Genomic DNA, 26,878 nt, shown 5'->3' on the forward strand with positions numbered 1-26,878 from the left:
CGCGGATCTGGATCGATGGTCGTGGCTTCGGCCAGAAACATCGTGATGGTTACGTTATTTCGCGACTCCCATTCCCGCAATCACCAATTCGAGTGCACGGAAATGCCCTGGACCCCGATGACCGGGACGCGCGAACGGGGCGGAAAGGGAATCGCGGGGCCCGAAATCCGGCAAAGCACCTGGTGAACACCGCCTTCGGATCCCCACGCCCACCCCGCCCGGCCATGAACCCAGAACAAGCGCCCCTCCCCCACCGCGTGCGGATTGCGTGAACCCGCACCCACGCGCGACGGGCGAATAATAAGATCTTCGCGCGACGCGACTGCGCCCTCGCGGAGAGGAGCCGCATTTCCTGGACGCATTGACAGAACATATGAGCGAAGGCGGAACATATATGCAGGACAGGGCTCGGGCGACCCGCACGGCGCTGCTGGAATCGGCGGCACATCTATTTGCCGAACAGGGATACGCGGGAACGAGCGTCAATGACATAAGTGATCACTCGGGAAAAACCAGCGGCGCGATCTATTTTCATTATGCGAGCAAGGAGAAACTGGCCCTGGCGGTGGCCCGGGAACAGTTCGCCACCTGGCCCCGGCTCGCCGACTCCTACGCCGCGCCCGGAGTCCCCCCGCTGGAGAAGCTGGTCGTCCTGAGCCTGGGGGTCGCACGCTCCCTCACCGAGGACGTGATGGCGCGCGCGGGCGCCCGGCTGTGGGCGGAGCGCCGGGGCATCGACGCGGTCGTGCCCGCCCCCTTCGGCGTATGGGCCGTGGCCGTCACCCGGCTTCTCGCCCAGGCGCGTACGCGGGGCGAGCTGGCGGCCGGAGTGAAGCCGTCGACCGCGGCCGTGACGCTCGTGTGCGCGTTCTTCGGACTGTGCACGCTGGCCGACGAACTGCCGGGCGGACGGAGCCGGAAGGAGCAGTTCGACCAGTGGTGGCTGCTGACGCTCACCTCCCTCCAGGCCGCGCCGGATCCGGCCGGTCTGCTCGCCCGCGCGCGGGAGCGGATGCCGGCCGGGGCGTGAGGACGGCGCCGACCCCTTTCCGGCGCCCTTTCGGGAACGGGACACCGAGGCCCACCGGATACAGTGCGCGGGACGGAAGCCCGGTCGGGGAGGGAACACGTGACCGACACCAGCAATACGCGACGCGCCGATCCGGAGAGGCCGCGCCCGGGGCCGGGCCGGCTGCGGCGCATCATGCGCTTCGTTCCCCTGGTCGCGCCGGTGCTGCTGTGGGCGGTGCCCTGCTGGGCGCTGCTGCACGCCGGGCAGGGGTGGCCGTCCGCGGTCCGGTGGGCCGGGACGGCGGTGTGCGTGGCCGGTCTGGTCGTGATGCCGGTGGCGATGATGCGGGGCCACGGGCGCCGGCAGCGGGACGGGGCGGCGGTCCTCGGGGACGGTCTGCTCGGCGGTGCGTGGGTGCTGTTCACCTGGTCCGTGCTGCTCGGTGTCCTCCTGCGGGCCGCTCTGGCCGTGGGCGGGGTCGGAACGGGGCAGGAGCGGGCCCGCATCGTGACCTGGGCCGTGCTCGGCGTGACGGCCGCGCTGCTGGTCTGGGGGTACGTCGAGGCGCGCCGGGTTCCCCGGGTGCGCCGGGTGGAGGTGGAACTGCCGCGCCTGGGCGCCGGGCTCGACGGCACCCGGGTCGCGCTCGTCACGGACACGCACTACGGACCGCTCGACCGGGTGCGCTGGTCGGAACGGGTCTGCGAGACGGTGAACGGGCTGGAGGCCGATGTCGTCTGCCACACCGGCGACATCGCGGACGGCACCGCCGAACGGCGCCGCGCCCAGGCCGCCCCGCTCGGCACGGTGCGGGCCTCGTGGGCCCGCGTCTACGTCACCGGCAACCACGAGTACTACAGCGAGGCCCAGGGCTGGGTCGATCTGATGGACGAGCTGGGCTGGGAACCGCTGCGCAACCGCCATCTGCTGCTGGAGCGCGGCGGCGACACCCTGGTGGTCGCCGGGGTGGACGACGTCACGGCCGAGTCCTCGGGGCTGGCCGGCCACGGGGCGCACCTCGACGGGGCGCTGGACGGCGCGGACCCCGGTGATCCGGTGCTGCTCCTGGCCCACCAGCCGAAGTTCGTCGACCGGGCGGCGGCCGCGGGCATCGACCTCCAGCTCTCCGGGCACACCCACGGCGGCCAGATCTGGCCCTTCCACCATCTGGTCCGCATCGACCAGCCGGTCCTCGCCGGCCTCAGCCGCCACGGCGAGCGCACCCTGCTGTACACCAGCCGGGGCACCGGGTTCTGGGGTCCGCCGTTCCGGGTCTTCGCGCCCAGCGAGATCACCCTGCTCGTGCTGCGCTCGCCGCGCGCCGGAGCCTCCGCGTAGACCCGGCCCCGGCCCTCTCGCGCCCACCCGGAGAATTCCTCGGGCGGGCGCGATGAGTTCCGGCCCCCTCGCCGGTATGTACCGGTGGGCCTTCGACGGGCCCTCGACACGGCCGAGCACGAGGAGTGAGTCATGACCGTGAACCGAGCGCACGACGAGGCGGCCGTCAGGGCGGTTCTGGAGGGTGTCTACCGGGCGTGGGCGGCGGGGGACGCGGAGGCGTTCGTCGCGGACTACCGGGAGGACGCCACCGCGATCCTGCCCGGTTCGTACCGCAGGTCCAGGGAGGAGGCGCGGGCCACCATGGCCGCCGGTTTCGCCTCCGTCCTCAAGGGGAGCACGACCGTCGACCGGCTGGACAGCATCCGCTTCCTGGGCGGCGGCGGCGCGGTCGTCGTGAGCGAGACCGCGGTCCTGTTCCCGGGCGAGACCGAGGTGCCGGAGGGCCGTTCCGTGTACGCGACCTGGGTGCTGGAGAAGGGCGACGGCGCCTGGAGAATCGTGGCGTACCACAACAGCCCCGTCGTCACGCCGACTTCGGCGTGAGCCCCGCCGCGCCCCCGTCCGTACGCCGGGCGGGGGCGCGGTGCGTCCGGTCCCCTACGGCAGCCGCTGCGGGAGCGCGAAGGCGGCGAAGACCTCCGCGTCCTGGAACACCGTGTTGCGGCTGATCCCCGTCGTGGTGACGGTGAGGACCTGGAGGGTGTGGAGGCGGTACCCGCCCTCGTCCGCCCGCCGGTAGGCGGCGAAGGCGGGCTGGCCGTTCGCCGAGGTGCGCAGGGTGCGCCAGTCCGTACAGCGGGAGAACACCCAGTCCATGAACGCGCCGTAGTGGTCGCGGCCGAGGAACCAGTTGGTCATCGGCGGCATCTCCAGGAGCACGTCCCGGGTCAGCAGCTCCTTGATGGCGGTCACATCGGCGCGTTCGAAGGCCTCGACGAAGCGGTCGATCCGGGCCCGGACCTCCCGTTCGGGCGGCTCGGCGAGGTCGTCCTCGGGGACACCGGCCGTGCGCAGCCGGTCGCGGGCGCGCTGCAGGGCGCTGTTGACCGCGGGGACCGTCATGTCGAGGATCCCGGCGGTCTCGGCGGCGGAGAACTCCAGCACGTCACGGAGGATCAGGGCGGCCCGGCCGCGCGCGGAGAGGTGCTGGACGGCGGCGACGAACGCCAGCCGCAGGGATCCCCGGACGGCGGCGCCCGGGTCCGTGCCGAGCAGGGCGTCCGGGAGCGGCTGGAGCCAGGCGACCTCGCCGCGTACGAGGGGTGCGGCCGGGTCCTCGCTCGGGGCCGCCAGTCCGGAGGGAAGGGGGCGCCGGGCGCGGCCGTCGAGCGCGGTGAGGCAGGCGTTGGTCGCGATGCGGTAGAGCCAGGTGCGGAGCGAGGCCTTCGTGCCGTCGTACCGGTCGCGGGCGCGCCAGGCGCGCAGGCAGGTCTCCTGGACGAGGTCCTCCGCGTCGTGGAGCGAGCCCAGCATCCGGTAGCAGTGCGCGAGGAGTTCGGGGCGGTGGGCGTCGATCCGCCGGCCGAAGTCCGCCGTGGCGGGTGTCATGTGCGTGGTCGTCCCGCGGGGCTCAGAGCACTCCGCCCAGGACGACGGCGCCCACCACCGCGCAGAGCGAGCCGAAGGCGGTGATGACCGCCCTGGCGTGGCGGAGCCCGAAGGAGGGGGTGCGGGCGGTCGCCTCCTCGGGCGCGTCCTCGGCGTAGTACACCGTCACGAAGTCGCCCTCCTTCGGGGCGAGTCGGCTGCGGTCCTCCTCCAACGAGACGGTCCGGCCGTCGGCCGTGGAGAATTCCAGCGTGACGCGGGAGACGGTGGTCGGGACGCCGTCGGCGTCCTGGGTCTCCTCCGTGCGCACGGAGGTGCACCGGGCCTCGGCGGTGCGGCCGTCCCAGGCCGCGCGCAGGCGGGGGCTTTCGAGCTGCCGGTCCATGGACCGGGCGAAGGTCAGGGTCCCCGTCATGGAGATGACGAAGTAGACGAGTGCGATGACCATGGCTCCCCAGAATCCGGTCCGGTCCGCCGTGGGTCCGGGTCCGGTACGGTCCGGCGGCGCAGTCGCCATGATCCCCGGCGGGGACGGCGGCGACAAGGGTCCTGGACGGCTCTCCGGGCCCGTAACGGTGGAGACATCGTACGGATTCTCCGCACGGGGGTAGGCTGCGCGGCCCTCTTGCTATACCTTCCGTCTAACAGCTTGCTAGACGTGACGTCTAACAAGCGCGGGCGGCGCTCATGGGCCCCGCCCCGTCGGCGGACACGGGACGGGGCCGGGGAACAGGGGCAGCCGTCGGATCGGCCCGTCTCGATTCAAGGAGCCCGCACCATGGCAAGCAGCACCGTTCGGCCGGGGGACCAGGACCGGCTCGCCGAGCAGGACGTCGCCCGGCGCCTCCTCGACTCCTCCGCGAAGCTCTCGTACGACCCGGCGACCGAGGTGGACTGGGAGACCCCGCTCGACACCGGGCACCACGGCGCGAGCCCGGAGTGGAGCACGCTCTACGGCACCGCGTACTGGAAGGAGATGACGGAGGACCAGCGCAAGGCGCTGACCCGGCAGGAGGCCGCGTCGGTCGCCAGCACCGGGATCTGGTTCGAGATGATCCTCCAGCAGCTGGTGCTGCGCGACATGTACGCCAAGGATCCGACCGATCCCCGGTTCCAGTGGGCGCTCACCGAGGTCGCCGACGAGTGCCGGCACTCCATCATGTTCGCGCGCGGCGCGGCGAAGCTGGGCGCGCCCGCCTACCGCCCGCAGCGGATGGTGGTCGAGCTGGGCCGCGCCTTCAAGACGCTCGCCTTCGGCGAGTCGGCCTACGCGGCGATCCTCGTGGCCGAGGAGGTGCTCGACGTGATGCAGCGCGACTGGATGCGCGACGAGCGCGTGGCGCCCTTCGTCCGCACCATCAACAACATCCATGTGGTGGAGGAGTCGCGCCACATGAAGTTCGCCCGCGACGAGACCCGCACCCGGCTGCGCGGCGCCGGCCGGCTGCGGCGGCAGATCAACTCGCTGGTCATCGCCATCACCGCGTACTACATCGTCACCAGCATGGTGCACCCCGACGTGTACGCCAACGCGGGTCTCGACGGGGACCGCGCCCGCGCCGAGGCCGCGCGCAACGAGCACCACAAGTCCCGTATGCGGGCCAGCTGTTCGGGCCTGATGGAGTTCCTGGCCTCGTGCCGGCTGCTCACCCGCCCCGCCCTCTTCTTCTACAAGCGCGCCCACCTGATCTGATCCGGCCGAACCGCCCGATCCGCGCGACCCAGTCGATCCGAGAGACCGAGCTGACCCGATGACCTACGCCATCACCCAGACCTGTTGCAGCGACGCCACCTGTGTCGCCGTGTGTCCCGTCAACTGCATCCATCCGACGCCCGACGAGCCGGACTTCGGCCGCACCGAGATGCTCTACGTCGACCCGGCGACCTGCATCGACTGCGGCGCCTGCGCGGACGCCTGCCCGGTGGACGCGATCTTCCCGGTGGACAGCCTCTTCGGGGCGCGGAAGGAGTACGCCGCCGTCAACTCCGCGTACTACGCGGACCGGGCGCCGCAGCGGGCCGCCGCGCCGAACTTCCACGCCTGGGGCGAGCCCTCGTTCCCCCGCAGCCTGCCGTCGGACTTCGCACCGATCCGGGTCGCCGTGGTCGGGACCGGCCCGGCGGGCATGTACGCGGCCGAGGACCTGCTGCTGAACACCGGCGCCGAGGTGACCCTGATCGACCGGCTGCCGGTGGCGGGCGGCCTGGTGCGGTACGGGGTGGCGCCGGACCATCCGGCGACCAAGGGCGTGGGCGAGACCTTCGCCCGGTTCCACTCCCACCCCCGGGTCCGCATGCACCTGGGGGTCGAGGTCGGCAAGGACGTCACCGTCGAGGAGATCGCCGCCCACCACGACGCGGTGATCTACGCGGTCGGCGCCTCCACCGACCGCCGGCTCGGCATACCGGGCGAGGACCTGCCCGGCTCCCTCGCGGCCACCTCGTTCGTGGCCTGGTACAACGCACACCCCGAGGCCGTCCCGGCGGGCGCCGGACTGGACGCGGAGCGCGTGGTCGTCACGGGCAACGGCAACGTCGCCCTGGACGTGGCCCGGATCCTCGTCGCGGACCCGGCGGCCCTGGCCCGTACCGACATCTCCGACCGCGCGCTCGCCGCGCTGCGCGACTCACGGGTGCGCGAGGTCGTCCTGCTCGGCCGGCGCGGGCCCGAGGACATCGCCGCCACCGTCTCCGAACTCCTCGCGCTCACGCACCTCCCGGACGTCGCGCTGGTCGTCGACACCCACGATCCCCGGACCGCCGAGGCCATCGACGCTGCGGCCCCCGGCGACAAGGCGGCCCTGCTGCGGCGGCTCCCCCGCGAGACGGTCGACTGGTCGGAGCCCCCGCCCGAGGGGCGCCGGATCGTGCTCCGCTTCCACTCCGCTCCGGTGGAGGTGGTGGGCCGGGACTCCGCGGACGGGGACTCCGCGAGCCGCGTGGGCGGTGTGCGGGTGTCCGGCGCGGACGGGGAGTCGGTCGTCCCGGCGGGGCTGTTCCTGCGGGCCATCGGCTACCGGGGCGTCCCGGTCCCCGGGCTCCCCTTCGACGAGGCGACCGGCACCGTGCCCCACGAGGGCGGCCGGGTCGCGGGTCGCGCCGGCACCTACGTCGTCGGCTGGATCAAGCGCGGCCCGTCCGGCGGCATCGGAGCCAACCGGACCTGCGCCGCCGAGACCGTCGGCACGCTGCTGGAGGACGCCGTCGCGGGTGCACTGCCCTCCCCCGCCCACCCGGCCAGGGCGTTCGGGAAACTCGCGCGCCGCCGTGGCCGCCAGGTCGTCGATGCCCGGGGGCTGGCGGCCATCGACCGGGCCGAGCAGGCCAGGGGGCGCGCGCTGGGCCGCCCCCGGGTCAAGTTCGACACGGTCCCGGCGCTCGTCGCCGCCGCGCGCGGGGGCCTGCGGCGGTCTCCGCGCTGACCGGTCGCCCGGTCCGGCGCCTCGCGCGGCGTCCGGACCGGGCCGCGCCGGCCGTATCCATCGGGCCTCCCCCGCCCCGTCACTCGTCGAAGGTCTCCAGCGGCTCGGACTGCGCCCTGGCGCGCTTGCCGACGACGGCGGCCGCCGCGGCGGCGCTGCCGAGGAAGGCCAGGGCGACCGTCCAGGGCTGGTTGAAGGCGTGCCGGGTGGCGTGGTCCACGGAATAGCGGCCGGGACCGATCAGCCCGATGGCGGCCGCCGTGAAGCCGAGGAACGCCGGGTACTCGTAGCCGCCGCCCTGGGCGAAGAAGCCCGCCGGGGCGTGGACGGCCACCGCGCCCGCCATGGCGCCCGCGGCTGCGGCCCCGGCGGCCGGGGTGGCCAGGCCGAGCGCCAGCAGGGCGCCACCGCCCGCCTCGCCGAGACCCGCGGCGACCGCGCTGTGCTTCGGCGGGTGGAAGCCCATGGCCTCCATCGCCGCCGTGGTTCCCTCGATGCCTCCGCCGCCGAACCAGCCGGCGAGTTTCTGGGTGCCGTGCGCGGCCAGCACCGCGCCGGTGCCGACCCGCAGGGCCAGCAGGCCGAGGTCATGACGGTTGACGCTGCCCATGAGGACTCCGGATGGGTTCGGGGGCCGGCCGGAAGCGGGCCCGGAGCCGTACGTCCCCCACTCTCCGCGCCGGGCCGTGCCGACGGGCTGCGGTACTGCTCCGTTCGGGCGCACTCCACTGGGGCCGTGACCCGTGACACAGTGCGACATTCGCCATTGTGCAACTTGTTGCACAATGGCGGGCGGCTCCTCTAGAACTGGTGCGACGACACTGCGCGAGGAGACGCCGCATGAGCCCGTACCCCCATCTGCTGAGCCCGCTGGACCTCGGGTTCACCACCCTTCCCAACCGGGTGGTCATGGGATCGATGCACGTCGGCCTGGAGGAGGCCGAGAACGGCTTCGCGCGCATGGCCGCGTTCTACGCCGAACGCGCCCGGGGCGGGGTCGGCCTCATGGTCACCGGCGGCATCGCGCCGAACGAACGCGGCTGCTCGATGCCCGGCGGCGCCAGGATGACCACCGAGGCGGAGGCCGCCCGGCACGCCGAGGTCACCTCGGCCGTGCACGCGGCCGGCGGCCGGATCGCAATGCAGATCCTGCACTTCGGGCGCTACGCGCACCACCCCGCACTGGTGGCACCGAGCGCGATCCAGGCCCCGATCAGCGCGTTCACCCCGCACGCGCTGACGGACGAGGAGGTCGAGGAGACCATCGAGGACTTCGTCACCGCGGCGGCACTGGCCCGGAGCGCCGGCTACGACGGGGTCGAGATCATGGGCTCCGAGGGCTATCTGATCAACGAGTTCATCGCCTCCGCGACCAATCACCGCGAGGACCGGTGGGGCGGTTCGTACGAGAACCGCATCCGCTTCGCCGTCGAGATCGTGCGCCGGGTCCGGGAGCGGGTCGGCAGCGACTTCATCCTGATCTACCGGCTCTCCATGCTGGACCTCGTGCCCGGCGGCTCCTCGCTGGAGGAAGTCGTGCACCTGGCCCGGGAGATCGAGGCGGCCGGGGCGACGATCATCAACACCGGGATCGGCTGGCACGAGGCGCGGATCCCCACCATCGCGACCTCGGTGCCGCGCGGCGCCTTCACCTGGGTGACCGAGAAGGTGCGCGGCGCCGTCTCCGTACCGCTGGTGACCAGCAACCGCATCAACACCCCCGAGGTCGCGGAGGAGATCCTGGCCTCCGGGCGCGCGGACATGGTGTCGATGGCCCGGCCCTTCCTCGCCGACCCGGACTTCGTGGCCAAGGCCGAGGCGGGGCGCGCGGACGCGATCAACACCTGCATCGGGTGCAACCAGGCCTGCCTGGACCACGTCTTCAGCGGCAAGGTCACCTCCTGCCTGGTCAACCCGCGGGCCTGCCACGAGACCGAGCTGACCCTCTCGCCGACCCGGACGCGCAAGCGCGTCGCCGTCGTCGGGGCCGGTCCGGCCGGGCTGGCCTGCGCGGTCACGGCCGCCGGACGCGGCCACGCGGTGACGCTCTTCGACGCCGCCGACGAGATCGGCGGCCAGCTCGACGTGGCCCGCCGGGTGCCGGGCAAGGAGGAGTTCGACGAGACGCTGCGCTACTTCCGCACCCGGCTGGCCGAGGAGAAGGTCGAACTGCGCCTGGGCAGCCGGGTGGAGGCCGACGCTCTCGACGGCTTCGACGAGATCGTCCTGGCGACCGGCGTCACCCCCCGCACGCCGGACATCCCGGGCATCGACCACCCGAGCGTCGTCGGCTACCTGGACGTGCTGCGCCACGGCGCACCGGTCGGGGACCGGGTGGCCCTCATCGGCGCGGGCGGAATCGGCTTCGACGTGGCCGAGTTCCTGACCGACGGCGGCGACGCGGCGAGCCGGGACCCGGAGACGTTCTTCCGGCAGTGGGGCGTCGACACGGCGTACCGCGAGCGCGGCGGGCTCGGCACGGCCGAGCGCGCGAAGTCCCCGCGCACCGTCCACCTCCTCCAGCGCCGCACCGGCAAGGTCGGCGCGGGCCTGGGGAAGACGACGGGCTGGATCCACCGCACCGAACTGCGGCACCGGGGTGTCCGCACGGTCGCCGGGGTCGGCTACGAGCGCATCGACGACGAGGGACTGCACCTGACGGTCGACGGCGAGCCGCAGTTGCTGCCCGTCGACACGATCGTCCTCTGCGCCGGACAGGAACCGCGCCGCGACCTGTACGAGGAGCTGCGCGCCGCCGGGCGGTCCGCGCATCTCATCGGGGGCGCGGACGCCGCGGCCGAACTGGACGCGAAGCGGGCGATCCGCCAGGGCACCGAACTCGCCGCAGCGCTCTGACCCGTCGGCCGGGCCCGGGACGGCGGGCGGCCGGTCCGCCCGCCGTCCCTAGGATGCCTCCCATGTCACTCCCGCACGCGATCCTCACCGCCCTGCTCGAAAAGCCCTCGTCGGGGCTGGAGCTGACCCGCAGGTTCGACCGCTCGATCGGCTACTTCTGGTCGGCGACGCATCAGCAGATCTACCGCGAGCTGGGCAAGCTGGAGCACGCCGGGCAGATCCGGGCCATCGCACCCGCACAGCCGGCCCGGGGGCAGAAGAAGGAGTACGAGGTGCTGCCGGCGGGCCGCGCGGCGCTGTCCGCCTGGGTGGACCTGCCGGAGGACCCCAAGCAGATCCGCGATCCGCTGCTCCTGCGGATCCGGGCGGCTGCGGTCGTCGGGGCGGGGGACCTGGACGCGGAGCTGCGCCGGCACCTCGCGCTGCACCGGCAGCGGCTCGCGGAGTACGAGGCGATCGAGGAGCGGGACTTCCCGCCCGGCCGGGACGCTCCCGAGGACCGGCTGCGCCATCTGGTCCTGCGCGGCGGCATCGATCTGGAGAACTTCTGGATCGGCTGGCTGGCCCGCGCCCTGGACGCGGACGCGGGCACGGCCGCCTCGCACATTTAGCGCGTCACCAGGGCACCGGACCCGCGTCCTCGAAGAACCCGCCGGTCGGACCGTCGTCGGGCAGGGTCGCGAGCCGGATGGCGATCGCCGCTCCCTGGGCGGGGGCGCGAGTGCCGCGGAAACCGTTGAGATCGGTCGCGACGAAGCCGGGGCAGCCGGCGTTGATGAGGATGTTCGTGCCCGTCAGCTCACGGGCGTACTGGACGGTGAGGGCGTTCAGGAACGTCTTCGACGGGGTGTACGCGGCGGAGATCGGCCCCGTCGTGTCCTCGGCACCGTCCTGGGACTGCCGGGTGAGGGAGCCGACCCCGCTGGACATGTTCACGATCCGCGGTGCCGCGGAGCGGCGCAGCAGCGGCAGCATGGCGTTGGTCACGCGGACGACGCCGATCACATTGGTCTCGACGACGGTCCGGATGACGGCGGGGTCGACCCGGGTGGGTTCCTGCGGCATGGAGCCCGTGATGGCCGCGTTGTTGACGAGGACATCGAGGCGTCCGGCCCGGTCCTCGATCAACCGTGCGGCGGCGGTGGCGCTCGCGTCGTCGGTGACGTCCAGCGGGACGCCGAACGCGTCGACGCCGGCGGCCCGCAGCTTCTCCACCGCGGTGTTCCGGCGCTCCTCGTCGCGGGCGCCGACGCCGACGCTCCAGCCGAGGGCGCCCAGGCCCGCGGCGATCTCGTAACCGATTCCCTTGTTCGCGCCGGTGACCAGCGCAATCGTTCGTTCGCTCATGGGGACCATGCTGCTTCCGGGGCCCCGCGACGGTCCAAGACCGATGAGGCCGGGAACGATACCGTCAGGGTATTGATCCGGGGTACGGTGGCGCCGTGGAGACCCGGGAACTTCGTTACTTCGTCGCCGTCGCCGAGGAGCTGCACTTCGGGCGCGCGGCGCAGCGGCTCGGGATCGCTCAGCCGCCCCTGTCCCGGGCGGTCCAGCAGCTCGAACGCCGGCTGGGCACCGTGCTGCTGGAGCGGACCAACCGCTCGGTGTCACTGACCGAGGCCGGGCAGGTGCTGCTGGTGGAGGGCCGGGCGGCCCTCGACCAGGTCGAGGCCGCCGAGCGCCGGACCCGCCGCGCCGCCCCCTCCGCGACCGGCGGACCGAGCGTGGTGCTGGTGGCCAAGGCGAGTGCGTCCAAGGACGTGCTGGCGAAGCTGCTCGACGCCTACGCCGCCGAGCCCGGCGCGGTCCCGGTGGACGTCGTGCTGTGCGGCCCCGCCGAGCAGGAGCGCTATCTGCGGGAGGGCCGGGCCGATGTGGCCCTGCTGCACCGGCCGTTCGATTCCACGACCGGGTTCGACACGGAGGAGCTGGGCTCGGAGGGCCAGGTGGTGGTCCTGCCCTCCGGCCATCCGCTCGCCGCCCGGCCCCATGTGATGCTGGCGGACACCGTCGCGGTGCCGGACCTGCCCCGGCCGCGCTGGCCGCGCCCCGACGGCTCCTACCGGCCCGGACCGGGGCCGGAGGTCCGCGACCACACACAGCTGTTGCAGCTCATCGGGCTCGGCCGGACGTGTGCGGTGCTGCCGGAGTCGGCCCGGACCCATCTGCCCGGTGACCTGGCGACCGTGCCCGTCCTGGACGCGCCGACGGTCACCACGGTGATCGCCTGGCCGCCGCACAGCCGCTCGCGGGCCGTCGCCGATCTCGTCCGGACGGCGACCGGCCTCTGACCGGCGGTCGCGGGGCGGCCGGCCCGGTACCGCCCATCGTGTGGCTCACCGGCGTGGCCTGCTTGACCCGTCACGCCGCCGCCCGGACAGTCGGGGTGCGGCGCCGGGCCGGTGCCGTGTCCCCCTCCCGCCCGGTCCCCGGTCCCCGGGTGGCGGACGGTTCCGACGCTCGGGAGCGACTGGATCCATGGTCCTCGACCTGGCGGTGATCGGCACGGCCATCACCTTGGGGCCCCTGCACAACAGCGCGTTCATCCTGCTGCTCGCCGCCCGGCGCGGCGTACGGCTGGGGCTGGCGTTCCTGTTGTCGTGGCTGGCCAATCTGGTCGCCGTGATCGCCGTGGTGGTGCTGCTGACCGGTGGTCATCCCCCGGCCCGCCACACCGCGCCCTCGACCGCCGCGCTGGCCGCGAAACTCGCCATCGGTCTGGGCCTGGTGGTGTACGGGGCACGGCGCCGGCGCCGGCCGCACCCGCCCCACGGCACCCCGCGCTGGGCCGCCCGGATCGACCACGCCTCCTGGGGCGCGGCGGCCGGGCTGGCATGGCTGGTGCAGCCGTGGGGGCTGGTCGGAGCCGGTGCGGCGACGGCTCTGGACGCGGATCTGTCCGGCGCCGAGGACTGGCTCGCGCTGACCGGCTTCTGTGTGCTGGCCACGCTGAGCCTCATCGTCATGGAGATGTACGCGGTGTGGGCCCCCGCCGCGGCGGGGGCCCGGTTGGACGCCCTGCGGGACTGGCTGGGCCGGCACCAGGAGCAGCTGATCGTCACGCTCTCCCTGGTCGTCGGCCTGTGGCTGATGGGCGCGAGCGTCTACGCCCTGGTCACCTGAGGCCCGCGTCGGACCGCGTCAGCCGGTGCGCCGCAGCGTGGGCGGGGTCCAGTCGCCGGTGAGGGCGGGCCGCTTCGGCCAGTACAGACGCAGGAAGACGTTGAAGCTGCCGGTGGGGGCCGGGAGCCAGTTGCTCTCGTGGTCGGGGCCCGGGTTCTCGTGCTGGACGAGGATGTCCAGGGAGCCGTCGGGGTCGGTCCGCATGCCGCTGCGGTCGCCGATCGCATAGCGGTCCAGCGGGTTGGCGGCGAACAACTGGTGCTCGTTCATCATGGTCAGCGACCAGAAGCCGTCGACGGGCGGGGTGTCACCGGGCCCGAAGTGGAGCACATAGGTGTGCGCTCCGTTCAACGGGCGGCCCTCGGAGTCGGTGGTGGCGTGCGGGTACAGGGCGTCGGCGTCGAGGTTGGCCCCGTAGCCGAAGCGGGTGATGAGGGCGCGCTTGGTGTAGTCGGTCCCGTAGTCACCCAGGCCCCGGTGCACGGTCCAGCCGCCGGTGTTCGCGGACTCCGCGCGGGCGAACAGGGTGCGCAGGGTCTCGGGGCCCTGCCGTGCCCCGGCGTCCAGGGCGGCGCGTTGTGCGGGGGCGAGAGCGTCCGGGTCGGCGCCGGGGGCGATGCCGAGGGCGGCGAACCGCTCCAGGGCCGGGGCGTCGGCGGGGCCGGGCGGGTTGTCCACCATCATTCGGTTGAGAAGGGTGATGTACGCGTGGCCGCTGAGCGCGTGGACCTGGTCGACGGGCGGTGTCGTGGAGTCGACGCCTTCGGCGACGGGGACATCGCTCGGCGGGGTGAAGGCGTCGGGGTCGCCGGTCCACTCCGAGAGCGGGATGAGCCGGGTGGCGTCCTGGAGCCGGTTGACGGCCGGGAAGTCCGCGGGCCCGCTGGTCGCGTAGCGGGCGATGATCCAGTTCACGGCCGTGGGCGAGGTCAGCAGGGTGAGGCCCTGCGGTGTCGCTCCCGACCAGGAGGGTCCGGCGATCAGGAACGGACCGGCGGAGGAGCCGTGCGTACGGCGGCCGACGACGGCGCAGACGTTGGACCAGGCGTCCAGGACGGGGACCATCCAGAACCGGTCGCCGAAGTCGGGCAGGCTCAGCACCAGGGGCTGTTCGGACAGGTCGAGCCAGGCGCTGGAGTACAGGGTGTCCGCGTTCGGCGAGACGACCTCGGTGAAGTCGGCGTCCGGGGTGGTGCGCATGTACGTGAACTGGTTGACGGGCGCTTTGCGGCGCGCGTCGTCGCGGGCCGGGACCGCCGTCATGGTGCGCTTCGTCACCGCTGCCGTGACCAGCGGATATCCGTACAGCCAGGCCTCGGTGGCCAGCTTCTCCAGCGATGCGTCCGTCATGCGTCTCTCCCGGGGGCCGCGGCGTTTCTCGTTCCGGCCCGACGCTACGAGCGTGCCCCGGCGGCCGCGCGACGGATCCGCCGGACGGGTGAGGCGCCCGGTGGTCCGTGCGCCGCCGTCACGGGCGGCCGGCCCGGATCCTTCGTGCCGGGCCGTGGTGCGGGCGCAGGGCGCGCGGGCGGGCGATGACGACGCGGGAGGGGGTGGGGGCCGGCGGGCCCTCGACGGCCGGCGCGGGGGCGGTCCGTGCCTGGGCGCGGCTGAGCAGGATCACCCCGCGTACGGCCGCGGCGGCGCCGAGCAGCGCGGGGATCAGCCCGAGCGTGCCGCCCTGGAGCCGCTCCCCCAGCAGCGCCAGTCCGATGGCCGCGGCGGCGACCGGGTTGGCGAGGGTGACGACGGCGAGGGGTGCGCCGAGGCCGCCCCGGTAGGCGGTCTGGGAGAGGAGGAGTCCGCCCGTCGCGAAGGCCGGGACGAGGACCGCGACGACGACCAGGCGCCAGGTGAACAGCGGGCCGGTGGTGTGGTCGGTGACGGCGACCGTGAGGGTCTGGGTGAGGGCCGAGGCGACGCCCGAGGTGATCCCGGACGCGGCCGCGTGCCGCAGCCCCGGGCGGGTGCCGGGGCGGCTGAGTCCGGCGACGAGGGCCACGGTGGCGGCGCCGACGGCCAGCGCCTCGACGAGGGTGAGCGTCTCGTGCGGCGCCGTGCCCCCAGCGGCGGCGAGGAGGGCGCCGAGGCCCAGCAGGGTCAGCAGGGTGCCGTGCCATTCGGTGCCCGAGACCCGGCGGCCCGCGGCGCGGGCCCCGAGCGGGACGGCGGCCACCAGGGTCAGCGCGCCCAGGGGCTGGACCAGGGTCAGGGAGCCGTACTTGAGCGCGGCGACGTGCAGCAGCGCGCCGCCGGCGTTCAGGCCGACGGCCGCCCACCAGGTCCCGCGCCCGAGGAGGCCCAGGATTCCGGTGCCGGGCGGGGTGCGTCCGGCGAGCCGGGCCTGCGCCACCGCGGCCGAGGCGTAGGCGACGGCGGAGACGAGCGAGAGCGCGACGGCGGCCGCGGTGGCGTTCACCGGCGTGTTCCGGCGGAGGCGTATCCCGTGGACGTACGGGGGGCGGACGGGCCGGGGACGCGTGCGGTGGTGCCGTACGGGGTGGCGGGGGCCGGGGCGCCGTTCGCGGACGGCCACGGCAGCGGGGCGCGGACCGGTCCGGTGCGCGGCAGCCGCAGCGCCGCGAAGGCGACGGAGAGCAGCGCGGCGACCACGAGGGAGTCCATCCAGTAGTGGTTGGCGGTGCCGACGATGACCAGGAGGGTGATCGCCGGGTGCAGCAGCCAGAGCCAGCGCCACCGGGAGCGCGTGGCGACGACGAGGCCGACGCCGACCATGACGGCCCAGCCGAAGTGCAGGGAGGGCATCGCGGCGAACTGGTTGGCCATGGAGTCGGTCGAGGGCGTGGCTCCGTACACCGTCGGTCCGTAGACCTGGCCGGTGTCGACCAGGCCGGTGGCGGCGAGGAGGCGCGGCGGGGCCAGCGGGAAGACCAGGTGGAGGGCGAGCGCGGCGCCGGTGAGGACGGCGAGGATGCGGCGCGACCAGAGGTAGTGGAGCGGGCGCCGCCAGTAGAGCCAGGCGAGGAAGAGCAGGGTCGCCGGGAAGTGCACGGTGGCGTAGTAGGTGTTGGCGGCGTGGATCAGCGTCTCGTTGTGGAGGAGCAGGTCCTGGACCAGGCCCTCGCCGGGCAGGTGCACCGCCCGTTCCAGGTCCCAGACGCGCCCGGCGTTGTGGAAGGCCTCGTCGACGTGGCCGTTGGCCGCCTGGCGGCCGAACTTGTAGACGACGAAGAGTCCTACGACGAGAAGAAGCTCGCGGACGAGGGGCGGTCGGGCTGTGGTGTCCGGCTCTCGATCGGCGGGCCTGCTACCGGCGAACATCACCCGGTGCCCCTTTGCTGACGAACGGTGGATCGAACGGCGCGGGAAGGTCCCGCACCTTATCGATACGCCAGTGTACCGATACGCGACCGTATCGGAACACGCGCGTATCGGTACACTGGCGTATCGAAGGCCTCGCCGCAGAGAGGGAACGCGCATGTCGTCGCAGAAAACGGAGCCGGACCAGGCCACCGCGTCGCGCCGCTCGAAGATCACGCCGGAACGGGCCCAGGAGCTCTACACCGCCGTGCTCGACATGCTGCGGGAGAACGGCTACGAGTCCCTGACCATGGAGGGCGTGGCCGCCCGGTCGCGCTGCGGCAAGTCGACGCTCTACCGCCAGTGGGGCTCGAAGCCCGAGCTGGTGGTCGCGGCGCTGAACGGGACGCGGCGCGGACTGCTCCGCCGGATCGACACGGGCACGCTGGCGGGCGACCTGCGCGAGGCGGCCCGCGCGATCGGCCAGGGCTCCGGGCGGGACACCCCGCTGATGCTCGCGCTGAGCCATGCCGCGCTGCAGAGCCCCGAGCTGCTGTGCGCCATGCGCTCCTCGCTGATCCTGCCGGAGCTGGCGGCGATCGACGCGATGGTCGCGCGGGGCGTGGAGCGCGGCGAGGTCGCGGCGGACAATCCCGCCGTGGAGTTCGTCTCCGCGCAACTGCTGGGCGTCATGCGCGCCCGCCCGCTGCTGGACTGCGCGTACGCGGACGAGACCTTCCTCGTCCGCTTCGTGGAGGGGTCCGTGTTCCCCGCACTCGGCCTGGACGCACAAGCGCCCGGGTCCTGAAAGACGTGGGCCGTCGTCCGAGCGGATGACGACGGTCCGCACGCGCCGCACCGTGGGGACGGGGGCGGCGCACCACCCCCGGCCGGCCGGGGGCGTCGCAGGAAGTCCCCGGCCGGCCGGTGCGTTTTCCCGGCTTCGCACCCCTCTCCTTTTCGTCCTCTTGACGATATGCGGCGCTCTTCATTATCGTCGTCATGACGAGAAAGAGGGGGTCCCATCGTGGCCGACATCACCCGGCGGTTCGGCTGGCGCCATCTGCGTTCCGCGCCCACCGCCCACATCCGCCACCACAAGCGCGGCCGGCTCGCCCACGACGGGGCCGGGCTCAGCTTCTGGTACCGCTCGCTCAGCGCCGCGCTCTCCGAGGTGCCCGTCGACGACCGCGAACTGGCCATGGCCTTCCACGCCCGCACCGCCGACTTCCAGGACGTCACGGTGCAGGCCACCGTCACGTACCGGATCAGCGACCCGGCGGAGGCGGCCGCCCGCCTGGACTTCTCCGTCGACCCGGACACCGGGGCCTGGCGCGGGACCCCGCTGGAGCAGATCGCCACCCTGCTCACCGAGACCGCCCAGCAGCACACCCTCGACGTCCTGGCCCGCACCCCGCTCGCCGCCGCCCTGGTCGACGGGGTCGCCGCGGTGCGCGAACGGGTCGCGGCCGGACTCTCCGCCGAGCCCCGGCTGCCCGCCACCGGCATCGACGTGGTCGCGGTGCGCGTCGTCGCCATCCGCCCCGAGGCCGAGGTGGAGCGGGCGCTGCGCACGCCCGCCCGTGAGCAGATCCAGCAGGAGGCCGACCGAGCGACGTACGAACGCCGGGCCGTCGCCGTCGAGCGCGAGCGGACCATCGCGGAGAACGAACTGGCCAGCCAGATCGAGCTGGCCCGCCGCGAGGAACAGCTCGTCGAGCAGCGCGGCACCAACGCCCGGCGCGAGGCCGAGGAGCGCGCGGCGGCCGACGGGGTGCGCACCGAGGCGGAGGCCGCCCGCACGGTGCGGCTGGCCCGCGCGGAGGCCGAGGCGGCCCGGGAGGCCGGTGCGGCCCGTGCCGAGGCGCAGGCGGCCTGGCTGCGGGCGCACGGCGAGGTGGACGCGGCGACGCTGCACGCGCTGGCCGCGACCCGGCTCGCGGAGAACCTGCCGCGGATCGACAGCCTCACCCTCTCGCCCGACGTGCTGACCGGGCTGCTGAGCCGGCTCGGCCGCCCCGCCCCGGAGGCCGGGGCGTGAGCCTGGCACCCCGGGCGGTCCTGGTCCACCGCACCACCGAGTACGAGGAGCTGCTGGCCCGGCACGGCACGCACGGCCAGGCGGCTTTCTTCCTCTCCAGCCGGGGCCGCTCCCTCGACGAGGTGGCCGCGCGCCACGAGCGGACCGGGCGGGCGCTGGCCGAGGTGGCGGCAGCCGTTCCGCTCACCTGGCGGCAGTCCCGGGTGGAGCGCGCCGATCTGGACCGGTTCCTCTTCGCGCCCGAGGACGTGGTCGTCGTCGTGGGGCAGGACGGACTGGTCGCCAACGCGGCCAAGTACCTCTCCGGCCAGCCCGTCGTGGGCATCGACACCGATCCGGGCCGCAACCCCGGCGTGCTCGTCCGGCACCGGCCCGCCGACGCGGCGGCCCTGCTGCGGGCGTCGGTCGCGGCGGGCGGGACGGCGGACGAGCTGACCATGGTCGAGGCCGTGGCCGACGACACCCAGCGGCTCCTCGCGCTGAACGAGATCTATCTGGGCCCGGCCGGGCACCAGACGGCCCGCTACCGGCTCGCCGGGGACCTGGCGGACGCCCCGGCCGAGTCGCAGGCCTCCTCGGGCGTGCTGGTCGGCACCGGAACCGGTGCCACCGGCTGGCTGCGTTCGCTGTGGCAGGAACGCCGCAGCGCACTGCCCCTGCCCGGCCCCACCGATCCCCGGCTCCTCTGGTTCGTCCGGGAGGCCTGGCCGTCGCCCGCCACCGGCACCTCACTGGTCGCGGGCGAGCTGGGCCGGGGCCAGGGGCTGCGGCTGACCGTCGAATCGGACCGGGTGGTGGTCTTCGGCGACGGGATGGAGTCGGACGCGCTGGAACTGACCTGGGGGCAGAGCGTGCGCGTGGGGATCTCCGCCACCTCGCTGCGGCTGACGGTATGAGCAGGCGGACGGGACGCCGCCTTCCGTAGGCTCGCTCCCGACCCGAGCGACCGAGGAGCGGCATGGACGACGACACGACCACCGGGATCCCCTCCCGCAACGCCCGCCCTCCGCAGGCCCAGGCCGCGCTGGGGGTCGGGGTGCTCGTCCGGGACGGGCGGGGGCGGATCCTGCTCGGCCGGCACCACAGCGGCACCTGGGAGCTGCCCGGCGGCAAGGTCGACGCGACGCACGAATCGGTCGCCGAGGCCGCCGCACGCGAGCTGCGGGAGGAGACGGGGCTCCGTGTGGGCGCGGACGAGGTGCGGGTCCTGGCGATGCTCCACGACTCCGTGCACGGCATCAACCGGGTGACCATGGCCGCCCTCGTCGACATCACGGCCGCCGTCCCGGAGGTCACCGAACCCCATCTGATCACCACATGGCAGTGGATTCGCCCCGAGGAACTGCCGGCCCCGCTGTTCGACCCCTCCGCACAGATCCTGGCGGCCTGGCGGCCGGATCTGGGCATCGCGCACCCGCCCGTGCACCGGCTCGACATCACCCCCGAGGCCGTCCAGGAAGAGTCCTACAGCAATTAATCATTTGCCTAGGAGTCATAGGCACCGTAGCGTCGGTCCCATGAAGGCCTTGACCGAGCGGGAAATCCGCCATGCGTTCGTCAACTGCTCCAAGGGTGAGGCGGGCCGGCTGCCGATGCCCCGCGATTTCGACGAGCTGCCCTGGGACGACCTCGACTTCCTGGGCTGGCGCGACCTGTCCGCCCCCGGGCGCAGCTACCTCGTCACCGAGCGGGAGGGCCGGCCGGCCGCCATCTCGCTGCGCTTCCCCTCCCACCAGCGCGGATTCCTGCACCGGAGCATGTGCTCGCTCTGCCTCACCACCCACCCGGGCAGCGGGGTGTCGCTGATGACCGCCCGCAAGGCGGGCCCGGCCGGCCGCGAGGGCAATTCGGTGGGGCTGTACATGTGCACGGACCTCGCCTGCTCGCTCTACGTACGGGGCAAGAAGGCGGTGGACTCCGGCGCCCGCTTCAAGGAGTCGCTGACGGTCGAGGAGCAGATCGCCCGGACGACGGCCAATCTGGCCGCGTTCATCGCCAAGCTCTACTCCTGACGGCCGGCGGTGCGCCGGGGTTCGCACGGTGCGGCGTACATGGTCAGGCCCTTGGGCGTCGGGGTGAGTTCCAGGCTCACGCCGATCTTGCGGCCCGTCCGCGCCGGGCGCAGCGTGCGCGCGCCGGCCAGGGTCGCCAGGGCGACGGGCAGCATCACATCGGCCGCGGCCGCGCCGGGGCAGTACCGGGGGCCCAGGCCGTAGGCGAGCAGCGCGGCGGGGGACGGTGCCGGCTCGGCGTCGGGGAGCCAGCGCCGCGGGTCGAACACGTCCGGGTCCGGGTAGCGGTCCCTGTCGCGGCGCAGGGATCCCAGAGGCAGCGTGACCACGGCTCCGGCCGGGATCCGCACGCCGTGGTGGGAGGTCTCGTGGCGGGTGCGGCGGACCAGGAACGGGATGCCGTGGAGGCGGGTGACCTCCTGGAGGAAGGCGGTCGCGAGCGGGAGCTGGTGTGCGTGGAGGCGGCCCGGATCGGGGGCGGCGTCGGCCTCGTCCCGGATCTCCCGCTGGAGATCCGGGTGGCGGCCCAGTTCGTAGCAGGCCCAGGCCAGGGTGGAGGCGCTGGTCTCCATGCCCGCGATCAGCAGGGCGCGGATGTCGCGCCCCACCACGTGGGGGTCGTCGGGAGCGGCGGCTTCGAGCAGGGACACCAGGTCCTGGCCGTCCGGGTCGGGCCGGTGGTGGGCGCGTACCTGGCGGACGGCCTCGTCCAGTCCGGCGAGCGCGCGGCGGCTGGAGCGGCGCCGGGGCACGGGCACCCAGGGCCACGGCGAGAGGGCGTAGCGCCAGAAGGTGCCGGCGGACAGGGTGGAGCGGGCGCCCGCGATCCCGGCCAGGGTGTCGTCGCTCAGCTCGCTGTTGAGGACACAGCTGACGAGGAGGCCGCAGGCGAGCCGGCTCATCTCCACCCGGATGTCGAGCGGCCGGTCCGCGGGCAGGCCGGCGAGCAGTTCTTGGGTGCGGGTCTGGACGCCGGGTCCGAGCGCGGTGGCCCGGGACGCGGCGAACGCGGGTCTCATCACGGAGCGACGCTCCCGGTGGGCGGCGCCTTCGAGTCCGACGATCCCGTCCTCGTTGAACTCGCGCAGGCTCGGGTCCGGGCCCCAGAACCGGAAGGTTTCTTCATCGCTGCCGACCTTGCGCAGCAGGACCGGGTCGTTGATCTGGTAGGCGGTCGCCGGGCCGGTTCTGGTCCGCACGACGGGGCCGGCCTGATGGAGGCGGGCCGCGAGGTTGGCGGGGTTCAGCCAGAACCGCAGGGCGCGGGAGTGGGTGAGCACTCCCGCGCCGGGCGGCACGGGCGGTTGTCCGGGGCAGGCTGTCCTGTCCACACGCATCGGCTTCGCCGTCCTGTCCGTGTTCGTCGGCCACCGGGACTCCGGCCGCCAGTACGGATGGGCAACGAGCGACCGCGGGGGCGGTCACGGGTGGACGGGCCCTGTCCGTCGCGGAGTTGTCGCCCGCGACGGCGCCCGGCCCGCCGGTGGATCACCGGTCGGCGGCCTTCGTGTACGGGAGCACCAGCCGGGAGGGGTGCGCCGCGTCGCGGTAGATCTTGTGCGTGACGGGGCGGCCCACCGGCAGGTGGAAGGCGTCCGGCGGCAGCAGGGCGTTGTGGTCGTCGGCGAGGGGTTCGGCGTTGGACAGCTCCGCGACCAGCCGGTGGCCGGGGAGGAGGGTGGCGGCGAAGGGGTAGACGCGCAGGACGTACTCCTCGATCCTGCCCGGCTCGACCGGGACCGCCCGGGTGTGCGGATGGTGGGGATCTCCGTCGGTGGTGCGTTCCGCGTCGAGTTCGCGGTGCGAGGCCTTCAGGTAGGCCGTGGTGAGGAGCTGGCGTCCGCCGCCGGGGGCCTCGTCCCACATCCGCAGGACGAGGTTGGTGTCGGGCTGGTCGATCTCCATGAAGAGGTGCGCGGCGCCCTGGCCGATCATCTCGGTGGGCTCGGTGAACGGGGCGGTGGACCAGCTGAGGATCTCCACCTTGTCGGTCACGGTGAGCGGGGCCTGGTAGAAGCCGTCGGGGGCGGCGTGCTCCGCGCCCATCCGCTCGGGCTCGGGCGACAGGGCGCGGCGCGGGCGGAGGTACAGCGGGCGGTGCTCGACCGGCCTGGGCGGCCAGGTGGTGCCGGTGACGGTCTCCCGGGAGCCCTCGACGTGGACGGTGACGGCGGGTTCGTCCATGACGCCGTTGTCGATGCCCTTCAGCCAGTACGCGTACCAGCGGAACATCTTGTCGTGCTCCTCGACGAAGGGGCGCGACTGCATCGGCGGGTAGGGGCCGATGTCCAGCTTCTTCGGGCCCTTCAGCGCGTGGAAGGTCTCGATGGTGCCGTCCATCGTCCAGCCGCGGCCCTGGTCGATCTGGAGCCAGACGGGGATGTCGACGCGGGGTGCGAGCGTGACCGGGTTGCGCTCCTCGTACCAGTCGCCGTCGACCTCGTTCATGACGATGTCGAACCAGGCCTCGTGGTTCTTGGGGTAGGTGAGGACGTGGACGAGGTTGGGCCAGGCGGCGACGTCCGGGTCGCGCAGCCGTTCGGCGACGCGTTCCCTGATCTCCTCGGGCGTGTACGTCTCCAGCATGCGGGACTTGACGCCGTCGGTGAACGCCCAGCCGGAGTCCCCGCCGCGGCCCTCGCGGGCGGCGCGCGGCATGAACCACATGACGCCGCCGTGGTAGGTCGTCTCGTAGAAGTCGTAGTGGCCGCCGCTGACGAAGATCGCCTTGAGGCTCGGCGGCCGTTCGGCGGCGGCCAGCACCTGCATGGACCCGAAGTAGGAGATGCCGATCATGCCGACGTTGCCGTCGCACCACGGCTGGGCGGCGACCCATTCGATGAAGTCGTACGCGTCCTCGCCGAGCGGGACACCACCGGCGTTGTAGTTGCCGATGTGCTCCCCCTCCGAGGCGCCGGAGCCGCGCAGGTCGCCGATGACGTGGACGTACTCCTCCTCGACGACCCGGGCGATGTCGCCGGCCTCGATGCAGCCGTCCCACATGGGGCTGGGCCTGCGCTGCGGCGGGGTGGTGAGGGCGAGCGCCTGGAGTTCCTTGCCGTACGGGCTGAGCGCCACGAGCGCCGGACGGGGCCTGTCCTCGACTCCGCTGTACGCGTCGGCGGCCAGGGTCACCCCGTCGCGCATGGGCACGCGCAGGTCCTTGCGCACGGCGATCCGCTGTCCGCCCGCCTGGATCGTGTGGTGGTCGGTCATGGTGCGAAGCTCCTGTGCGACGAGTGCGGGTGGTGCAGGCTGCGGTAGCCGTGCATCGAGGTGAAGAACGGTGAGGGTTCGAGGGCCGGGTCGCCGGTGTAGCCGAGTTCCTCGGCGGCGCGGGCGAACGGGGAGTACGGCGAGTCCGTCTCGCGCGGCCCGTCCGCGAGACAGCCGCAGGCCGCCGCGCCGACCCGGGCCTCGGCCTCCAGGCTCTGGGTCAGGGCCTCCCGGGCCTGCTCGGCGTCGAGTTCCACGCCGTACGGGGTGCCGTCGGCCCGGCGGTAGGGGTGGCCGAGGTAGAGGTGGCGGGGGCGCAGCGCGTCGCGGACGTAGACCAGTCCGGCGCGGTAGGCGGCGGGGTCGGTGTATCCGGGGAAGCCGTTGGCGGCGCCGTGGACCTGGACCGCGTCCCCGACGAAGACGTCGCCCTGGCCGTCGAGGGCGTAGGCGACCGATCCGGGGGTGTGGCCGGGCAGGGCGTGCACGGAGACGGTGGTCCCGCCGCCGAGGTCGAGGGATTCGCCGCCCCGGACGAGCAGGGTGGGTTCCATCTCTCCGGAGATGACGGCACGGGTGGCGGCGTCCACCCCGGAGCCGTCGCCGCCGAGGTAGCGGCCCCGGCCCGCGAGGTATTCGTCCACATGGGCGCGGCGCGAGCGGAGCATCGGGGCGTCGGCCTCGTGGATGACGACCCGGGCGCGGCGGCCGGTGCGTTCCCACAGGTCGTACGCGCCGCCGATGTGGTCGATATGACCGTGGGTCAGCAGGATCCAGCGGATGTCCTCGACGCGCCGGCCGAGGGCCTCCAGGGCGGGGACCATGCCTTCGGCGGGCGAGGTGGCGATGCCCGTGTCGACGACGGCGGGCTCGGGTGCGTCGATGTAGAAGCTGTAGAGGCCGAAGCGGCCCCACGGCGAGAACATCGGATGGACGGTGGCGGTGGGAGGCATGTCTGCTCTTTCCGGACTCGTACGGGGGGCCGCCGCGGTCAGAAGGCGCTGAGGAAGTCGCGCGTCTCGGTGAAGACGCGCCGGTACGCGGGGATCCCGGAGAAGTGCTGGACGAAGCCGTGGCCCGCGCCCGCGTACCGGCTGACCGTCGCGTCGACCCCGGCCTCCCGCAGCCGCCGCCCGTAGAGTTCGCCCTCGTCGCGCAGCGGATCGTGCTCGGCGGTGACGACGAGGGCGCGGGGCAGCCCGCGGAGGTCGGTCCGGCGGATCGGCGAGACGCGGGGGTCGGCCGGGTCGGCTCCGCTGTCGAGGTAGAAGGCGTTGAAGGGCTTCAGTCCGGCGGTCTCCAGGCCGTAGCCGACGGCGTTCTCGCGCAGCGAGGGGTAGCGGTCGGTGTCGAAGTCCAGGTCGAGCGAGGGGTAGTAGAGGATCTGGTGGGTGATCCGGTCGAAGCCCTCGTCGTGGGCGCGGGCCGCGACGGCGGCGGCGAAGGTCCCGCCCGAACTGTCCCCGGCGACGGCCAGGGTGGTGCCGTCCCAGCCGAGCGGGTCGTCCTCCCCCGCGGCCCAGCGGACCACGGCGTAGCAGTCGTCGAGCCCGGCCGGGAAGGCGGCCTCGGGGGCGAGCCGGTAGCCGGCGGAGACGACCTTGAGGCCGGTCTCCTTCGCGAGGGAGCGCGCGATGTGGTCGTGCGTCTCCAGGCTGCCGAGGAAGAAGGCGCCGCCGTGGAAGTAGACGAGGACGCCGTGCCGGCCGGCCGGGGCGGGGGTGTAGACGCGTACGGGCACGTCGCCCGCCGGGGTGCGGGCGGTGCGGTCCTCGACGGCGTGGAGCGGGAGGCGTTCGGCGAGCGGGGCAACGTGTGCCTCGTCGGCGGCGCGCATCGCCACCGGGTCGAGCGGGCCGGGGGGCGGCGGGGGCAGCGAGGCCACGAACGCGGCGATCTCGGGGTGCAGGGCCATGGGTTCAGTCCTTCGGTGCGGCGGTCGCGGGGCGCTGGCCGGGGAAGACCTCGTCGATCTCGTCCTCGGTCCAGCCCTGGCGCGAGACGGCCTGGAGCCGGTCGGTGACCGGCTTGCGGGTGGCCTGGTAGAGGGTCAGCGCCTGCGGAACGGAGTCGGCCTCGCGCAGTGCGTCGGCGAGCGCACCGGCGTCCTCGACGGCGGAGTTGGCGCCCTGGCCCTGGTGGTGGAGCATCGAGTGGGCGGCGTCGCCGAGCAGGACCACGCAGTCCGAGTGCCAGGTGTCGATGGGGTCGATGTCGTACACGGCGCGGATGTTGACGCCGGCCATGTCGAGTTCGCGGGTGATGGCGACCAGCCGCTCGTCGAAGCCCTCGACGGTGGCGAGGAGGTCGTCCTTGGTGACCTCGGGGACCCAGGTGCCGTCCGGGCACAGGGCGGTGATGTCGAAGGAGACCTGGTCGCGGTGGCGCAGCGGCAGCAGGTAGATCTTGGTGCCCCGGCCGATGTACATCCGCAGGTCGTCGTCGGTGACCATGCCGTGGGCGTCGTCCAGGGAGATGACGGCGCGGTAGGCGTGCTCGCCGGAGAAGACGGGCTCCTTGTCGCTGAAGAGTTCCCGGCGCACGACCGACTTGATGCCGTCGGCGCCGATGACGAGGTCGGCCTCGACGCGGGCGCCGTGGGCGAAGGAGAGGACGGCGCGGTCGCCGTTGTCCGTGATGCTCTCCAGTTTGTGGCCGAGGTGGACCATGCCCTCGGGGAGGACGCCGAGGAGGGCGTCGATGAAGTCGCCGCGGTGGATCAGATGGGTGTGGATCTGCTCGCCGGCCGGCGGCCAGGTCTCCTTCATGATCGGGTCGCAGGCGGGCGTCAGGATCTCGAAGTGCGCGCTCGGGGAGGTGACCTTCGCGATGGCGTCGAAGATGCCCCACTCGCGGAAGCGGTTCATGGTGGCGGGGCGCAGCCCGATGCCGGCGCCCGCCTCGCGGATCTCGGCGGCCTGTTCGTAGACGTCGACCCGGGCGCCGAGGAGGCTGAGGGCCTTGGCCGCGGAGGCTCCGCCGTAGCCGGCGCCGACGACGGCGATCCTGAGGTTCTGGAGGTCGGAGAGCTGCATGGTGGTTCTCT

At 73.5% G+C, this 26,878-nt stretch carries 26 protein-coding genes; 14 read left to right on the plus strand and 12 right to left on the minus strand.

The annotated features are described in order from the left end of the window. The first annotated feature begins 394 nt into the window (after positions 1–394). From ACFVDM_RS30315 to ACFVDM_RS30325, 3 genes are all read left to right on the plus strand, one after another. A complete protein-coding gene (locus ACFVDM_RS30315; RefSeq protein WP_383647757.1) occupies positions 395–1,030 on the plus strand; it encodes a ScbR family autoregulator-binding transcription factor in 636 nt (211 codons plus the stop codon). A gap of 99 nt (positions 1,031–1,129) precedes the next feature. Next, positions 1,130–2,350, plus strand: a complete 1,221-nt coding sequence (locus ACFVDM_RS30320) for a metallophosphoesterase (protein WP_383647760.1) — start codon at positions 1,130–1,132, stop codon at positions 2,348–2,350. 132 nt (positions 2,351–2,482) lie between these two features. Further along, the gene (locus ACFVDM_RS30325) at positions 2,483–2,896 is read left to right on the plus strand and encodes an SgcJ/EcaC family oxidoreductase (protein ID WP_383647763.1); all 414 of its coding nucleotides are present in this window, start codon (positions 2,483–2,485) and stop codon (positions 2,894–2,896) included. Between the two features lie 54 nt (positions 2,897–2,950). Here the strand turns inward: ACFVDM_RS30325 and ACFVDM_RS30330 are convergent, their stop codons facing one another. Together ACFVDM_RS30330 and ACFVDM_RS30335 are read right to left on the minus strand one after the other, a co-directional pair. Next, positions 2,951–3,901 (minus strand): sigma-70 family RNA polymerase sigma factor, encoded by a 951-nt coding sequence (locus ACFVDM_RS30330; RefSeq protein ID WP_383647766.1) that lies wholly within the window; start codon positions 3,899–3,901, stop codon positions 2,951–2,953. Between the two features lie 22 nt (positions 3,902–3,923). Further along, a complete protein-coding gene (locus ACFVDM_RS30335; protein WP_383647769.1) occupies positions 3,924–4,349 on the minus strand; it encodes a DUF3592 domain-containing protein in 426 nt (141 codons plus the stop codon). 330 nt (positions 4,350–4,679) lie between these two features. On the opposite strand from ACFVDM_RS30335, the gene ACFVDM_RS30340 reads away from it, so the two are divergent. Together ACFVDM_RS30340 and ACFVDM_RS30345 are read left to right on the plus strand one after the other, a co-directional pair. Then, positions 4,680–5,594 (plus strand): diiron oxygenase, encoded by a 915-nt coding sequence (locus ACFVDM_RS30340; protein WP_383647772.1) that lies wholly within the window; start codon positions 4,680–4,682, stop codon positions 5,592–5,594. A 58-nt stretch (positions 5,595–5,652) separates the two neighbouring features. Beyond that, entirely contained in the window at positions 5,653–7,323 is a 1,671-nt protein-coding gene (locus tag ACFVDM_RS30345) for an FAD-dependent oxidoreductase (RefSeq protein WP_383647775.1), read from the plus strand. A gap of 79 nt (positions 7,324–7,402) precedes the next feature. Here the strand turns inward: ACFVDM_RS30345 and ACFVDM_RS30350 are convergent, their stop codons facing one another. After that, positions 7,403–7,933, minus strand: coding sequence for a DoxX family protein (locus ACFVDM_RS30350; RefSeq protein WP_383647778.1), 531 nt, complete (start codon positions 7,931–7,933; stop codon positions 7,403–7,405). A 230-nt stretch (positions 7,934–8,163) separates the two neighbouring features. Here ACFVDM_RS30350 and ACFVDM_RS30355 point away from each other — a divergent pair, with 230 nt between their 5' ends. Next, positions 8,164–10,179 (plus strand): FAD-dependent oxidoreductase, encoded by a 2,016-nt coding sequence (locus tag ACFVDM_RS30355; RefSeq protein WP_383647781.1) that lies wholly within the window; start codon positions 8,164–8,166, stop codon positions 10,177–10,179. A gap of 62 nt (positions 10,180–10,241) precedes the next feature. Next, the gene (locus ACFVDM_RS30360) at positions 10,242–10,790 is read left to right on the plus strand and encodes a PadR family transcriptional regulator (protein WP_383647784.1); all 549 of its coding nucleotides are present in this window, start codon (positions 10,242–10,244) and stop codon (positions 10,788–10,790) included. Between the two features lie 4 nt (positions 10,791–10,794). Here the strand turns inward: ACFVDM_RS30360 and ACFVDM_RS30365 are convergent, their stop codons facing one another. Beyond that, positions 10,795–11,526 (minus strand): SDR family oxidoreductase, encoded by a 732-nt coding sequence (locus tag ACFVDM_RS30365; protein WP_383647787.1) that lies wholly within the window; start codon positions 11,524–11,526, stop codon positions 10,795–10,797. A gap of 95 nt (positions 11,527–11,621) precedes the next feature. Here ACFVDM_RS30365 and ACFVDM_RS30370 point away from each other — a divergent pair, with 95 nt between their 5' ends. Both ACFVDM_RS30370 and ACFVDM_RS30375 read left to right on the plus strand, forming a co-directional pair. After that, the gene (locus ACFVDM_RS30370; protein WP_383647791.1) at positions 11,622–12,470 is read left to right on the plus strand and encodes a LysR family transcriptional regulator; all 849 of its coding nucleotides are present in this window, start codon (positions 11,622–11,624) and stop codon (positions 12,468–12,470) included. A 187-nt stretch (positions 12,471–12,657) separates the two neighbouring features. Beyond that, entirely contained in the window at positions 12,658–13,302 is a 645-nt protein-coding gene (locus ACFVDM_RS30375) for a GAP family protein (RefSeq protein WP_383647793.1), read from the plus strand. Positions 13,303–13,320: 18 nt separating this feature from the next. On the opposite strand, the gene ACFVDM_RS30380 is transcribed toward ACFVDM_RS30375, so the two are convergent. The 3 genes from ACFVDM_RS30380 to ACFVDM_RS30390 all read right to left on the minus strand — a co-directional run bounded on the left by ACFVDM_RS30380 (position 13,321) and on the right by ACFVDM_RS30390 (position 16,584). Beyond that, entirely contained in the window at positions 13,321–14,652 is a 1,332-nt protein-coding gene (locus ACFVDM_RS30380; protein ID WP_383647796.1) for a DUF1254 domain-containing protein, read from the minus strand. Positions 14,653–14,770: 118 nt separating this feature from the next. After that, positions 14,771–15,721: a hypothetical protein gene (locus ACFVDM_RS30385; protein WP_383647799.1), complete on the minus strand. Its 951-nt coding sequence runs from the start codon at positions 15,719–15,721 to the stop codon at positions 14,771–14,773. After that, the gene (locus tag ACFVDM_RS30390; protein ID WP_383647802.1) at positions 15,718–16,584 is read right to left on the minus strand and encodes a phosphatase PAP2 family protein; all 867 of its coding nucleotides are present in this window, start codon (positions 16,582–16,584) and stop codon (positions 15,718–15,720) included. The genes ACFVDM_RS30385 and ACFVDM_RS30390 overlap by 4 nt, the downstream gene beginning before the upstream one ends. Positions 16,585–16,741: 157 nt before the next feature. Between ACFVDM_RS30390 and ACFVDM_RS30395 the strand changes: the two genes are divergently transcribed. The 5 genes from ACFVDM_RS30395 to ACFVDM_RS30415 all read left to right on the plus strand — a co-directional run bounded on the left by ACFVDM_RS30395 (position 16,742) and on the right by ACFVDM_RS30415 (position 20,616). Next, a complete protein-coding gene (locus ACFVDM_RS30395) occupies positions 16,742–17,371 on the plus strand; it encodes a TetR/AcrR family transcriptional regulator (RefSeq protein ID WP_383647804.1) in 630 nt (209 codons plus the stop codon). A gap of 219 nt (positions 17,372–17,590) precedes the next feature. Continuing rightward, entirely contained in the window at positions 17,591–18,604 is a 1,014-nt protein-coding gene (locus ACFVDM_RS30400; protein WP_383647807.1) for an SPFH domain-containing protein, read from the plus strand. Beyond that, on the plus strand, positions 18,601–19,500 hold the full coding sequence (locus ACFVDM_RS30405) for a hypothetical protein (protein ID WP_383647811.1): 900 nt from the start codon (positions 18,601–18,603) through the stop codon (positions 19,498–19,500). Before ACFVDM_RS30400 ends, ACFVDM_RS30405 begins: the two co-directional genes overlap by 4 nt. 62 nt (positions 19,501–19,562) lie before the next feature. Beyond that, positions 19,563–20,081: an NUDIX hydrolase gene (locus ACFVDM_RS30410; protein ID WP_383647818.1), complete on the plus strand. Its 519-nt coding sequence runs from the start codon at positions 19,563–19,565 to the stop codon at positions 20,079–20,081. Between the two features lie 40 nt (positions 20,082–20,121). Continuing rightward, on the plus strand, positions 20,122–20,616 hold the full coding sequence (locus tag ACFVDM_RS30415) for an FBP domain-containing protein (RefSeq protein ID WP_383647822.1): 495 nt from the start codon (positions 20,122–20,124) through the stop codon (positions 20,614–20,616). Here the strand turns inward: ACFVDM_RS30415 and ACFVDM_RS30420 are convergent. The 5 genes from ACFVDM_RS30420 to ACFVDM_RS30440 all read right to left on the minus strand — a co-directional run bounded on the left by ACFVDM_RS30420 (position 20,607) and on the right by ACFVDM_RS30440 (position 26,867). Then, entirely contained in the window at positions 20,607–21,953 is a 1,347-nt protein-coding gene (locus ACFVDM_RS30420) for a cytochrome P450 (RefSeq protein ID WP_383647828.1), read from the minus strand. The genes ACFVDM_RS30415 and ACFVDM_RS30420 overlap by 10 nt on opposite strands. Positions 21,954–22,104: 151 nt before the next feature. Continuing rightward, positions 22,105–23,832: a CocE/NonD family hydrolase gene (locus ACFVDM_RS30425; protein WP_383647833.1), complete on the minus strand. Its 1,728-nt coding sequence runs from the start codon at positions 23,830–23,832 to the stop codon at positions 22,105–22,107. Continuing rightward, positions 23,829–24,785: an MBL fold metallo-hydrolase gene (locus tag ACFVDM_RS30430; protein WP_383647837.1), complete on the minus strand. Its 957-nt coding sequence runs from the start codon at positions 24,783–24,785 to the stop codon at positions 23,829–23,831. Before ACFVDM_RS30430 ends, ACFVDM_RS30425 begins: the two co-directional genes overlap by 4 nt. Before the next feature lie 38 nt (positions 24,786–24,823). Continuing rightward, positions 24,824–25,747 carry an alpha/beta hydrolase gene (locus ACFVDM_RS30435; RefSeq protein ID WP_383647843.1) on the minus strand — a complete coding sequence of 308 codons (924 nt, stop codon included), beginning with the start codon at positions 25,745–25,747 and terminating at the stop codon, positions 24,824–24,826. Between the two features lie 4 nt (positions 25,748–25,751). Continuing rightward, positions 25,752–26,867: an FAD-dependent oxidoreductase gene (locus tag ACFVDM_RS30440; protein ID WP_383647847.1), complete on the minus strand. Its 1,116-nt coding sequence runs from the start codon at positions 26,865–26,867 to the stop codon at positions 25,752–25,754. Positions 26,868–26,878 lie beyond the last annotated feature (11 nt).

Origin of the sequence: Streptomyces sp. NPDC057682 (assembly GCF_042799575.1) — a bacterium.
GTDB lineage: Bacteria > Actinomycetota > Actinomycetes > Streptomycetales > Streptomycetaceae > Streptomyces.